The sequence below is a fragment of the Staphylococcus simiae genome (assembly GCF_017357005.1).
Lineage (GTDB): Bacteria > Bacillota > Bacilli > Staphylococcales > Staphylococcaceae > Staphylococcus > Staphylococcus simiae_A.
This window is the reverse complement of sequence record NZ_CP071589.1, coordinates 1,889,552-1,903,171: the sequence shown is the minus strand read 5'-3', so window position 1 is coordinate 1,903,171 and position 13,620 is coordinate 1,889,552. Positions and strand designations below refer to the sequence as shown.

Annotated in this window: 12 protein-coding genes; 8 read left to right on the top strand and 4 right to left on the bottom strand. The window is 32.3% G+C overall.

Annotated elements, in window-relative coordinates:
* Positions 1–316: 316 nt before the first annotated feature.
* Both J3R86_RS08730 and J3R86_RS08725 read right to left on the bottom strand, forming a co-directional pair.
* A complete protein-coding gene (locus J3R86_RS08730; RefSeq protein WP_207516968.1) occupies positions 317–1,246 on the bottom strand; it encodes a manganese-dependent inorganic pyrophosphatase in 930 nt (309 codons plus the stop codon).
* A gap of 51 nt (positions 1,247–1,297) precedes the next feature.
* Positions 1,298–1,858: a cysteine hydrolase family protein gene (locus tag J3R86_RS08725; protein WP_207516967.1), complete on the bottom strand. Its 561-nt coding sequence runs from the start codon at positions 1,856–1,858 to the stop codon at positions 1,298–1,300.
* Positions 1,859–2,471: 613 nt separating this feature from the next.
* On the opposite strand from J3R86_RS08725, the gene J3R86_RS08720 reads away from it, so the two are divergent.
* Both J3R86_RS08720 and J3R86_RS08715 read left to right on the top strand, forming a co-directional pair.
* Positions 2,472–3,560 carry a glycosyl hydrolase family 28-related protein gene (locus J3R86_RS08720; protein WP_207516966.1) on the top strand — a complete coding sequence of 363 codons (1,089 nt, stop codon included), beginning with the start codon at positions 2,472–2,474 and terminating at the stop codon, positions 3,558–3,560.
* 464 nt (positions 3,561–4,024) lie between these two features.
* The gene (locus J3R86_RS08715) at positions 4,025–5,587 is read left to right on the top strand and encodes an SLC13 family permease (RefSeq protein ID WP_207516965.1); all 1,563 of its coding nucleotides are present in this window, start codon (positions 4,025–4,027) and stop codon (positions 5,585–5,587) included.
* Between the two features lie 228 nt (positions 5,588–5,815).
* Here the strand turns inward: J3R86_RS08715 and J3R86_RS08710 are convergent, their stop codons facing one another.
* Both J3R86_RS08710 and J3R86_RS08705 read right to left on the bottom strand, forming a co-directional pair.
* Positions 5,816–6,610, bottom strand: a complete 795-nt coding sequence (locus tag J3R86_RS08710) for a prephenate dehydratase (RefSeq protein ID WP_207516964.1) — start codon at positions 6,608–6,610, stop codon at positions 5,816–5,818.
* 18 nt (positions 6,611–6,628) lie between these two features.
* Positions 6,629–7,705 (bottom strand): nitric oxide synthase oxygenase, encoded by a 1,077-nt coding sequence (locus J3R86_RS08705; protein WP_207516963.1) that lies wholly within the window; start codon positions 7,703–7,705, stop codon positions 6,629–6,631.
* A gap of 178 nt (positions 7,706–7,883) precedes the next feature.
* On the opposite strand from J3R86_RS08705, the gene J3R86_RS08700 reads away from it, so the two are divergent.
* The 6 genes from J3R86_RS08700 (at position 7,884) to J3R86_RS08675 (ending at position 13,318) form a co-directional block, all read left to right on the top strand.
* Positions 7,884–9,353 (top strand): nicotinate phosphoribosyltransferase, encoded by a 1,470-nt coding sequence (locus tag J3R86_RS08700; RefSeq protein WP_207516962.1) that lies wholly within the window; start codon positions 7,884–7,886, stop codon positions 9,351–9,353.
* Positions 9,346–10,179, top strand: a complete 834-nt coding sequence (gene nadE, locus J3R86_RS08695; protein WP_207516961.1) for an NAD(+) synthase — start codon at positions 9,346–9,348, stop codon at positions 10,177–10,179. The genes J3R86_RS08700 and nadE overlap by 8 nt, the downstream gene beginning before the upstream one ends.
* Positions 10,180–10,470: 291 nt before the next feature.
* Complete coding sequence (locus J3R86_RS08690; RefSeq protein ID WP_002464731.1) at positions 10,471–11,064, top strand: DUF2179 domain-containing protein; 594 nt, start codon at positions 10,471–10,473, stop codon at positions 11,062–11,064.
* Positions 11,048–11,230, top strand: a complete 183-nt coding sequence (locus tag J3R86_RS08685) for an NETI motif-containing protein (protein WP_207516960.1) — start codon at positions 11,048–11,050, stop codon at positions 11,228–11,230. Before J3R86_RS08690 ends, J3R86_RS08685 begins: the two co-directional genes overlap by 17 nt.
* Before the next feature lie 377 nt (positions 11,231–11,607).
* A complete protein-coding gene (gene purB / locus J3R86_RS08680; protein WP_207516959.1) occupies positions 11,608–12,903 on the top strand; it encodes an adenylosuccinate lyase in 1,296 nt (431 codons plus the stop codon).
* Positions 12,904–13,015: 112 nt separating this feature from the next.
* Positions 13,016–13,318 (top strand): YerC/YecD family TrpR-related protein, encoded by a 303-nt coding sequence (locus J3R86_RS08675; RefSeq protein WP_002464734.1) that lies wholly within the window; start codon positions 13,016–13,018, stop codon positions 13,316–13,318.
* Positions 13,319–13,620: the final 302 nt, after the last annotated feature.

Genomic DNA, 13,620 nt, shown 5'->3' with positions numbered 1-13,620 from the left:
AAAACAAATATAAGTACTGAATTTAATAAATTAGCTAATAAAAATTAAATACAGATGAAATTGTGTACATAATACTTTAGACCAAATTGGGAAAACTAAACGCTAAAAACACGTTACCAGTTAAATTTTTATGAGGAATATATCAAAGAATTTGGTAGTGATACCTTAATTACTACAATATAGAAACGACAATCATTTATATCATTCAAATAGCGCATAATAGTAAAAGAGTAAAAAAACTACCAACAATGTATGACACACATACAGATGTTGGTAGTTTCATCGATAACGTTTTATAAAGTGTAATAATATTGTTTTATTTAGTTAGTGCTGCTGTAATTTGAGGAACAACTTGTTTTTTACGTGAAACAACACCAGTTAAGAAGGCCATATCATCTTCAAGTTGTACATTGAAGGCTTCTCCGACTTTATCTTTTTCAGCACCTACGACTAAAATTTTAGAGTCACTATTAATAATATCAGTTACTACTAAAACAAATAAGTCGTATTTTTCTTCAGCACTGTTAGTTAACATGGCTTTTTCAAGTTCACTTTTACGATCAAGTACTTCATCGATATCAACTGTGTTAACTTGAGCAATACGAGTCACATAATCTCCCATAGTGAAAGATTTAGCATCCATATCTAATAAGAACTCAACAGATTTATCAGTTGTTGAGGCACCAGCTTTTAACATATCTAAACCATAAACATCTAAGTCAACGTTAGCGATGTCTTTTAATTCTTGTGCTGCATTGACATCTTCTTCAGTGCAAGTAGGTGATTTGAATAATAAACTGTCAGAAATAATAGCTGAAACCATTAAACCAGCAATTTCTGGTTTAATTTCAAAGCCACGTTCTTTATACATTTTGTATAAAATGGTAGCAGTACAACCAACAGGTTCAGCACGATAATATAATGGGCCAGCAGTTTCAAAGTTAGCAATTCTGTGATGGTCAACGACATGTTTAATTGTAGCATCAGCAATTGTATCAGCACTTTGTTGGAACTCATTATGATCCACTAAAATAACATCTTGTCCATCTAAGTTATCTGTTAGTAATTCAGGTGCTGTAACATTGAATGTATCCAGGGCGAATTGTGTTTCAGCATTGATATCACCTAAGCGATATGCTGTTGCTGAATCATTGCCTCTTAATTGTTCAAAGTCTGCCATGATAATTGCAGATGAAATAGCATCAGTGTCTGGATTTTTATGTCCGAAAATATATGTTTTAGCCATTGTTCAAATATCTCCCTTATTTCTTATTGTATGTTTTTATTTTAGCATGTTTTAAACGAATTGTTCTACCTCTGCACCTAACGCATTTTTAAAATGTGCCAGTGCCCAATCGTGTCCTTGTTGATTAAAAGAGGCAACACCATTTTCAGGTATCGAAATTTGATAACCTAAATTATAAGCTGAAATCGCAGTATGCAAAATACAAATATCGGTACAAACGCCCACAATTTCAATGTTTGTAATATGACGTTCTCTCAATAAACTATCTAATGTAGTACCGTAAAAAGAATCATAGCGTGTTTTATCAATAAAATGTATATTGGGTTGCATTTTAATATGGTTATAAATTTCACCAACTCGACCATATAATTCTCTACCATAGGTATTGATAATATTATGTGGCGGAAATAGTTTGCTTTCAGGATGATAACTATCTTGTTCATAATGCAAATCCATTAAGAAAAAGATTGAATCTTGTGTTTGATGATAATGATTAATACGAGAGACGATGAAGTCTTCAATAACCTGGCCGGGTTTGCCACAAGTTAACAAACCATCATCCGCAATAAAATCATATGAATAATCTACAACTAACAATGCACGATTTGTCATTTACCAACGCTCCAATGTCTAATTTAAATAATTGTTTACTTTATAACTCAAGTGATGTAATTATTAAATTTAATTTATACGTTTAGTATATAGATTCACTTCAATTTATCAAAGTAAATGACAGCTTTACAGATATAAATTTTCTTAAAAATGATGTCGTCGTCTCTATTTGGTATGACAGTTTGTTTTTTAAACATTAACTTATCTATAGAGCCTGGTACAAAAACATGTCACACTTATATTCAAGCATTAGGCAGGAACTGTCTGATTTATAAAATGTTGGTAAATCAAAGTTATACAAACCCAGTCAGTCTTTACCGGGGTGGGATTACGACATAAATTATATATAAAATTTATGTCTGTCCCACTCCCATACAACTTAAGAAATGTCTTACTTTAATAAAAGTTACAGCACTTGAAAATAATAAGAGGTATTAAAAATTTTATATCTTTGTTGATAGTTAGACGACGTCTTGTAATATTAGAAAATATAGCAATGATAATTAGTAACGATGATAAATAAAGGTGATAATAGGATTATCTTTAATTAAAACGGTTATTATATAGTACGTAAGCAATGTTCAATATAAAATGAGATGAAGGATGAGCCATCATGTACATCAATATAAAAGACTATGGAGCTATAGGGCACCATAAATATAAAGATACAAAAGCGATTCAACGAGCACTTAATCAAGGGAAAAATCAACAAACTACAATTTACATACCAAAAGGGACGTATTATATGCGCAAACCGTTAATTATCTATGGTCATACGACCTTATTGTTAGATGATGAAGCGGTTATTTTACGCCAACATAAAGGTACACTATTAAAAAACGGTCATCGATTTGGCTTCTACAAAGGATACAATGGTCATGGACATATTCATATTAAAGGCGGCGTCTTTGATATGAATGGAATAGCTTATCCTTATAATAATACAGCAATGTGTATGGGTCATGCTGAAGATATACAGTTGCTTGGTGTAACGATTAAAAATGTCGTAAGTGGTCATGCTATTGATGCTTGTGGTATTGATGGTTTACACATTAAAGATTGTTCGTTTGAAGGTTTTGTTGATTATGAAGGTAAGCGGTTCTTTTCAGAGGCTATTCAATTAGATATTCAAGTGCCTGGTGCTTTTCCAAAATTCGGTACGACAGATGGTACAATTACTAAAAATGTCATTATCGAACAATGTTATTTTGGTCCATCAAAGTTAAAAGGAATGACTAGTTGGAATAGAGCAATTGGTTCTCATGCGAGTCGACATAATAAATTTTACGATAATATTCATATTAAAAATAATGTCTTTGAAGGTATGCAAGATTATACGTTAACACCGTTAAAATCAATTAATACGTTTATCGTTAATAATCAATTTATAAATTGTGTTGGAGGCATTAGGTATTTGGCAGTTAGAGATGGTGAAAATGCAGCAGATATCTTAACAGGACAAGATCAAGGGTCACAAGCAGGTAAGAACATGAACATTATAGGAAACCAATTTAAAGGGCCGATGATGAAAGATGCTATACATATACGTAGCTATAATAATGTTAAGCATCAGCAAATATTTATCGCAGGAAATACATTTAATGATGCTAGCCAAACCATTCATTTAGAAGATATTAAAGATTTGACCTTAGATAATATAACAAACGATATAGCTATCAAAAAAATTAATATAGAATATTAGACAAAAATTTTTAGGAGAAGTAATTCGAAAAATGTGAAAGCGCATTCATATAATGGTGTAAATATGCTATAATTGCAACTAGGATACATGCATTTTGCATATGAAATTAACTGTTTGGTAGTAACTTTCTGGGTTGTAAAATATTGATAAATCAACGTTTTACAATCCTTGTTAATCTTTTAGGATTGGAACGGACTCGGCATAAGAAATTCTAGTTATTAAAATAACAGATCACAGGTGAATACAGTCGTGTACTGATGTAACGACTGCATAAGAAATTCTAGTTATTAAAATAACAGATAACAGGGAATACAGTCGTGTACTGACGTAAGACTGCATAAGAAATTCTAGTTATTAAAATAACAGATCACAGAGGAATACAGTCGTATACTAGCGTAACGACTGCATAAGAAATTCTAGTTATTAAAATAACAGAATTTCTAATTAAACATGGGGGGGATTTTATGGCTAGATTTAATCAACATCAAAGGGATGTGTCTAAACGATATTTGACCTTCTTTTCAACATCAAATAACAATAAGTCATTTAATAAGGGGCAATGGATCGGTCTTATTTTAGGTCCATTATTATTTGCATTAACATTATTGTTTGTCCACCCTGAGACGTTACCATGGAAGGGCGTTTATGTTTTAGCAATTACGTTATGGATTGCTACTTGGTGGATTACTGAAACGATACCTATTGCAGCGACAAGTTTGTTACCAATTATATTATTACCTATTGGTCACGTTTTGACACCTGAACAAGTGTCATCAGAATATGGTAATGATATTATTTTTCTATTTTTAGGTGGTTTTATTTTAGCAATAGCCATGGAAAGATGGAATTTACATACTCGTGTGGCATTAACTATTATCAATTATATTGGTGCAAGTACATCAAAGATATTACTCGGTTTCATGGTAGCAACAGGTTTCTTATCTATGTTTGTATCTAATACTGCTGCAGTTATGATTATGATTCCAATAGGGCTGGCAATTATTAAAGAAGCTAATGATTTAAAAGGGGCAGAGACTAATCAACAAAGTATAAAAAAGTTTGAAACATCTTTAGTATTAGCTATCGGTTATGCAGGTACAATTGGAGGCCTAGGTACCTTGATTGGCACACCGCCATTAATTATTTTAAAAGGACAATATATGCAAAACTTTGGTCATGAAATAAGTTTTGCTAAATGGATGATTGTCGGAATACCAACAGTAATTATTTTATTAGTAATTACGTGGTTATATTTGAGATACGTAGCGTTTAGACATGACTTAAAATATTTGCCAGGTGGTCAACAATTAATTAAACAAAAATTAGATGAATTAGGTAAGATGAAATATGAAGAAAAAGTCGTTCAAACAATCTTTATTTTGGCTAGTTTGTTGTGGATTACTAGAGAGTTTTTACTTAAGAATTGGGCTGTAACATCTGAAGTTGCTGATGGGACAATTGCGATCTTTATTTCTGTACTACTATTTATTATCCCAGCAAAAAATAAGGAGCAACATCGTAGAATTATTGATTGGGAAGTTGCGAAAGAATTGCCTTGGGGCGTGTTAATACTATTTGGTGGCGGATTAGCACTAGCCAAAGGTATCTCTGAAAGTGGTTTGGCAAAATGGTTGGGTGAACAACTAAAATCACTAAACGGTGTCAGTCCAATCATTATCGTTATAGTCATTACGATATTTGTATTGTTCTTAACAGAAGTAACATCTAACACTGCGACTGCTACTATGATTTTACCGATTTTAGCTACATTATCAGTTGCCGTAGGTGTTCATCCACTATTATTAATGGCACCAGCAGCAATGGCAGCTAACTGTGCATATATGTTACCAGTAGGAACGCCTCCAAACGCTATCGTCTTTGGTACTGGCAAAATATCTATTAAACAAATGGCTTCAGTCGGTTTTTGGGTAAACTTAATTAGTGCCATCATTATCATCTTAGTCGTTTACTTTGTAATGCCAATGGTACTAGGTATCGATATTTCCAAGCCATTGCCATTAAAATAATCGACAATTTAACTATACTTTCACATATCGTGCTTTATGATAAAGGTTAGCGTACTATTAATATAGAAAAATTCTGTCAACAGAATTTTCATTAAAATGTGTAGGCTGGGGTGCGAGATTTAAAAAATTATGTATCAATCCAATTTGTTGGAGAATCAAATCATTTTATAACAAAAAATGTCGTCATAAAGGAAGTTACTACACATTCCATTTATGACGACATTTATTTTAATTAAAAGCACCAATCATTTTTACTTTGAAGTCTAGGGTGATCAAGATCGAAATAACTTTATCTATATCTTCACTTAGAGTTGAATCTGCTTGGACAAAGAAACGATACATACCTAGTTGTGTTTTTAATGGGCGTGATTCAATCCAGGATAAATTGATATTAAATAAGGCAAATGTGTTTAAGATACTAGCTAATAAACCTGGTTTATCTACAGTCGGTGTAATTAAAAACATTAAAGATGACACATGCGTATCAAATTGTTGATGATTTTTAATAACTAAAAACCGTGTAGCATTATGTGGGTAATCTTCAATATGTGTATCTAACGGATGATAACCATATGCCTCACCGCTGCCTAAAGGTGCAATGGCAGCCACACCATGAGTGATTTTATCTAAACTTTGGATAGTACTATCAACGTAGTCATAGTCAAATTGATGTTTATGAATATAGTTGCTAGTCTGACTTATAGCAGGCGCAATAGAATAAACTTTCTTTATATCTGCTAATGTATCACCTTCATTAGCATACAATGCGAAATTAATATCTAGACGAATCTCTCCATGTGCAAAAACATGCTGTTGTGCTAAAGAATCAGCTACTAGATTAATTGTCCCTTCAATAGAGTTTTCAATCGGGACGATACCTACACCATCATCATTTTCCGAAACAGCTTTTACTACTTCAAATAAATTTGATTTTGGTTCGTATGTCGCCTCAGTTTCAGATAAATATTGTCGACAGGCTAGGTATGAAAATGTTCCTTTAGGTCCTAAATAGTATAATTGCATCAGTTACACCCCACTAACTTATTGATGAAAAGGGCACTTGTTGTTTTCAATATCCTGTTTTTTATAATAAAAATTAGGATCATTAACAGTGTTATCATAACCATGATGATAATTTGATGTTAGTGTCGGTGATAATGGCGGCGCTAACCATGACCATTTTCCTGTCACATGTCTTTGACATTTTTCTTCATTACGTTCGAATAATTCAAACTGTTTAGAAGCTGTTAAGTGATCGACAATAGAGACACCTTGATTTTTAAAAGAATGATATACTGCATAATTTAATTCAACTAGTGCACGATCTTTATTAAATGAATTATTTTTAAGTGTATCAAATTCGAAAGCATGTGCAACTTTTTCTAATAAATTATATCTATAATCATCAATAAAATTACGTACACCGATTTCAGTAACCATATACCAACCGTTAAATGGCGCAGTTGGATAAGTAATGCCACCAATTTTTAAATCCATATTTGAAATAATTGGTACAGCATACCATTTTAATCCGAGTTCAGCTAATTTTGGATAGTGCTCATGTTCAATATTAACTTCTTTAATTAACCCTTCAGGATATTCAAAATATTTCATATTGTCACCGGGAAGTTGATAAATCAGTGGAAGAATGTCGAAGTGACCACCTTGCCCTTGCCAACCTAAATGTTCAGCTAGCTGTGTAATATCTCTTTCAGAAGGGTCACCACTTTGTTCATAACCAGCGTAGCGAATAAGCTGATGATTAAATATTTTTGGACCATTTGTTGGTGCGAAAATAGTAATGTAAGGTTTTAATTTGCCATCATTTGTCGCCTTATTGATATGGTTTGTAATAGCACCAAGAAATTCAGGCTCTGTCTTAATATCTCTTGCATCTACAACATTGAGAGAATCCCAAAATAGTCTACCGATACAGCGGTTAGACTGTCGCCATGCCACTTTTGCGCCATATGTTAGTTCTTCAGTAGTGTGTGTGTAAGTTCCAGTTTGATTTATTTCATCGTTAATTTCAGTTAAACGCTGTTCAATTATGTCGTTATGATAGTCATATTCATGATACATTTTTCTAATAAATATTTGTGCCTCTTCAAATAACATTTTGCAACACCTCATTAAGCATTATAAGCTAAAATATAAAAATACATATAAATAATATGGAGATGTCATTAAATTGTTAGGACTCATTTAAGAAAATTAAAAAAAGGTGCTCTATTACCTAGAAAAATCTAATTATGATAAAATGTAAGAAAATAAAAGGTCGATTGGAGAGATACGAGTGTACCAATTAAATGACGATAGCTTAATGCTACAAAATGACTTATATCAAATAAATATGGCTGAAAGCTATTGGAATGATAATATACATGAGAAAATGGCGGTTTTTGACTTATATTTTAGAAAAATGCCTTTTAATAGTGGTTATGCAGTATTTAATGGTTTGAAAAGGGTTATCGATTTTATAGAACATTTTGGCTTTTCATCTTCAGATATTGAATATTTACAATCAATAGGTTATCAAGATGACTTTTTAAATTATTTAAAAACACTAAAATTCACTGGTAGCATTAGGTCAATGCAAGAGGGTGAACTATGTTTCGGTAATGAACCATTGCTTCGTGTAGAAGCACCATTAATACAAGCGCAATTAATCGAAACAATCTTATTAAATATCGTTAATTTCCATACGTTAATTACGACAAAAGCAAGTAGAATACGACAAATTGCTTCTGGTGATGATCTAATGGAATTTGGTACACGTCGTGCTCAAGAAATTGATGCTGCATTATGGGGTGCAAGAGCTGCATATATCGGAGGTTTCGATTCTACAAGTAACGTTAGAGCAGGTAAATTATTCGGCATTCCAGTTTCTGGAACACATGCACATGCATTAGTTCAAACTTATGGCAATGAATATATAGCTTTTAAAAAGTATGCAGAGCGTCATAAAAATTGCGTCTTTTTAGTAGATACATTTCATACATTGAAGTCTGGCGTTCCTACTGCAATTAAAGTAGCCAAAGAATTAGGTGATAAGATTCATTTTGCAGGGATTAGATTAGATTCTGGAGATATAGCATATTTATCTAAAGAAGCAAGACGTATGCTAGATGAAGCAGGCTTTCCTGATGCTAAAATTATTGCCTCTAATGATTTAGATGAGGAAACAATAACAAGTTTAAAAGCACAAGGTGCTAAAGTTGATTCCTGGGGTGTCGGCACTAAATTGATTACTGGATATGATCAACCAGCATTAGGAGCAGTATATAAATTAGTTGCTATAGAAGATGACAACGGTAACTATAGTGATCGTATTAAATTATCTAATAATGCTGAAAAGGTCACAACACCAGGTAAGAAAAACGTTTATCGTATCATTAATAAAAAAACGGGCAAAGCAGAAGGCGATTATATTACTTTAGATCATGAAGATCCTCATCAACAAAATCCGTTGAAAATGTTCCACCCAGTACACACATATAAAATGAAATTTATTAAATCTTTTGATGCTATAGATTTACATCATACGATTTATGACAATGGTAAGTTAGTTTATGATATGCCTACAGAAGCTGAATCTCGTGATTATTTAGCACGTAGTTTACAATTTATTTGGGAAGAGAATAAACGTTTTTTAAATCCACAAGAATATCCAGTAGATTTAAGTACAGAGTGTTGGGATAATAAACATAAACGTATATTTGAAGTTGCTGAACATGTTAAGGAGATGGAAGAAGATAATGACTAAATTACAAGATATTGTTGTTGAAGAAATGAAAGTTAAACAACATTTAAATAGTGCCGATGAAATTGCAGAAATTAAACACTTTATTAAAAGTTATGTGCAATCACATTCATTTATCAAATCGTTAGTACTTGGTATATCAGGTGGGCAAGATTCAACACTTACAGGTAAATTAGTACAATTAGCGGTTAACGAATTAAGACAAGAAGGTAGAGATTGTACATTTATTGCTGTTAAATTACCATATGGTGTACAAAAAGATGCTGCTGAAGTTGAAGATGCACTATCATTTATTGAACCAGATGAAATTGTGACTGTGAATATTAAGCCAGCAGTAGATCAAAGCGTTCAATCATTACAAGAGGCTGGCATTCATTTAACTGATTTTCAAAAAGGAAATGAAAAGGCTCGTGAACGTATGAAAGTACAATTTTCAATTGCCTCTAATAGACAGGGAATAGTGGTTGGTACGGATCATTCTGCAGAAAATATAACAGGTTTTTATACAAAATATGGTGATGGTGCAGCTGACATAGCTCCAATATTTGGTTTGAATAAAAGACAAGGTCGTCAATTATTAGCCTATTTAAACGCGCCAAAGCATTTATATGAAAAAATACCAACAGCAGATTTAGAAGATGATAAGCCTCAACTTCCTGATGAAGATGCGCTAGGTGTAACATATGACCATATTGATGATTATTTAGAAGGTAAAGAAGTGCCGGAAGAAGCGCGTAAAATCATCGAAGGACATTATGTTCGCAATGCTCATAAGAGAGAACTAGCCTATACACGTTATACATGGCCTAAAAGTAATAGCAAAAAATAAAAAGCTTCATTCAATTATTAAGAAAAAATATTGTTTAAGTTAAATTCACTATTTATTTCTGACCATAATCGTACTATATTATATTAATATGTATAATTTGAAAGTGGGAGTGGGACAGACATAAATTTCTATAAAATTTATACCATAATCCCCCTGTCAAGACTGACTAGGTTTGTAAAATGTTGATTTATCAACTTTTTACAAACCAGACAGTTACTGCCAAATGCTTGGATTGAAATGTGAAATATTTTTGTCCAGGGAAATGTGTCAAACAAGAAAGTGAGGAGTCATATGTCGGTAATAGTTGGAAATCCATGGTTAATGGTCATCACTATTTTTATTATTAATGTGTGCTATGTTACATTTCTAACAATGCGCACGATATTAACACTTAAAGGTTATCGTTACATGGCAGCATCAGTGAGCTTTTTAGAAGTACTTGTATATGTAGTAGGATTAGGTTTAGTTATGTCTAATCTTGGCCATATACAAAATATTATTGCCTACGCTTTCGGTTTCTCGATAGGAATTATTGTAGGGATGAAAATAGAAGAAAAATTGGCCCTTGGCTATACAGTTGTTAACGTAACATCAGCTGAATATGAATTAGATTTACCAAATGAGTTGAGAAATTTAGGATATGGTGTAACCCACTATGCAGCATTCGGTAGAGATGGTAGCCGTATGGTGATGCAAATTTTAACTCCAAGAAAATATGAACGTAAATTAATGGATACGGTGAAAAATTTAGATCCTAAAGCGTTTATTATAGCTTATGAACCACGAAATATTCATGGTGGATTCTGGACTAAAGGTATTCGTCGTCGTAAACTTAAAGATTATGAGCCAGAACTACTTGAAAGTGTTGTTGAGCATGAAGTTTAAAGTTGAAGCTGAAGAAACGATTACTGACTGTTTACAACGCATGAAAGAGGCTGGTTATATGCCAGTTCGTCGAATTGAAAAACCTATTTATCAAGAAAATAAAGATGGTTCAATTGAAGTATTACAACAAGAAATTATTTTCATAGGTAAAAAAATAACAACATAAAGATAGCTTTTAGACAACAGATGAGCTTTAAGCACTATCTTAATTATTAAATATGACATTATTCTAACCAAGGTTTTGCAGATATGTAGAGCCTTGGTTTTTTATGTTATGTCATATTGTTAATGACATAAGCATCATGATAATTAAAAAAATGCTGATTATATGACAATACCATTTTCCTAACAATATGACCGAGTCCATTGTATTCACATGAAAAATAAAATAAAATATGAATATACGGAAAAAATTTATACATTTAGTTATAATTCTGTTAGACTTAAAAGAGTGATGATAAAGACGAACATTTCATTGTTAAATCATGTTATAGTTCTGTTTTGTGATAAGTTTTGATTATACATACGATAGGAGTTAAAAAAATGATAGAACGTTATTCTAGAGAAGAAATGTCAAATATTTGGACAGACCAAAATCGCTATGAAGCGTGGTTAGAAGTTGAAATTTTAGCTTGTGAAGCATGGAGCGAATTAGGTTATATACCACGAGAAGATGTACAAAAAATTCGTGAAAATGCACAAGTAGATGTCGAACGTGCACAAGAAATAGAGTTAGAAACACGTCATGATGTAGTGGCATTTACTAGACAAGTTTCAGAAACTTTAGGCGATGAGCGTAAATGGGTACATTATGGTTTAACTTCTACAGATGTTGTGGATACAGCATTGAGTTTTGTAATCAAACAAGCAAATGACATTATTGAAAAAGATTTAGAACGTTTTATAGAAGTACTAGCTAATAAAGCTAAGAAATATAAATATACATTAATGATGGGACGTACTCACGGTGTTCATGCAGAACCAACTACATTTGGTGTGAAAATGGCACTATGGTATACAGAAATGCAACGTAATTTACAACGTTTTAAAGCTGTTCGTGAAGAAATTGAAGTAGGTAAAATGAGTGGAGCTGTTGGTACATTTGCCAATATTCCACCTGAAATTGAAACATATGTGTGTAAACATTTAGGTATTGGCGCTGCACCTGTATCAACACAAACTTTACAACGTGATCGACATGCGTATTATATTGCGACATTAGCACTTATTGCCACATCATTGGAAAAATTTGCTGTTGAAATTCGTAATTTACAAAAAACGGAAACAAGAGAAGTTGAAGAAGCATTTGCTAAAGGGCAAAAAGGTTCTTCAGCAATGCCTCATAAACGTAATCCGATAGGCTCTGAGAATATTACAGGTATCTCAAGAGTCATTCGTGGTTATATTACAACAGCATACGAAAATGTTCCGTTATGGCATGAACGTGATATTTCACATTCATCAGCTGAAAGAATTATGTTACCAGATGTTACAATTGCTTTAGACTATGCATTAAATAGATTTACCAATATTGTAGATCGCTTAACAGTCTTTGAAGATAATATGCGTCAAAATATCGATAAAACATTTGGTCTGATTTTCTCTCAACGTGTCCTATTAGCTTTAATTAATAAAGGTATGGTTAGAGAAGAAGCTTATGACAAAGTACAACCGAAAGCGATGGAATCATGGGAAACAAAAACACCTTTCCGCGAGTTGATTGAACAAGATGACTCTATAACTAATGTTTTAACTAAAGAAGAGTTAGACGAGTGTTTCAATCCAGAACACCATTTAAATCAAGTTGATACAATTTTTGAACGCGCTGGATTAGCATAGTATAATTAAAGTAGACGTAATTTATTGATGAAATAACTTCGAATTACTACACTTTAACGAATTAGTACGTTAAAATGGCATAAAGACTAAATAAAGTAGGGGTTGTTTTGATATGCAAATTGAAAAATTACGTGGTCAAGCATTAGATGAATTATTTGATGCGATCTTGACGTTAGAAAATAGAGAAGAATGCTATCAATTTTTCGATGATTTGTGTACTGTTAATGAATTACAATCACTGTCACAAAGATTACAGGTTGCTAAAATGATTAAGCAAGGTTATACGTATGCAACAATTGAACAAGAATCAGGTGCATCTACTGCGACGATTTCAAGAGTTAAACGCTCACTTCAATGGGGTAACGATGCGTATACCATGATTTTAGATAGATTAAACATAGACACAAAAGAGTAGTTAGTAATGATAACTTGAGGCTCAAATAAAACGCATGATATACTTAATTTCATATATTTGATAATAATTGACTAGATTGTAATATGTTAATCAATTTACGTCTTACAATGTTAGAAAGTTTTGCTGAGAAGCGATGTTGATATAATGTTTTAGAAAATTCATTTCTATCCCACTCTCAATTTAAAATATTGCAATAAACCTGAGACGAAAATGGTCTCAGGTTTATTCATTTTTGGTTCTAAAATTTTAAAATAAATGACCTAAAAATCATGTTAACTCTTTAGAACTGTACAATTAAAAAT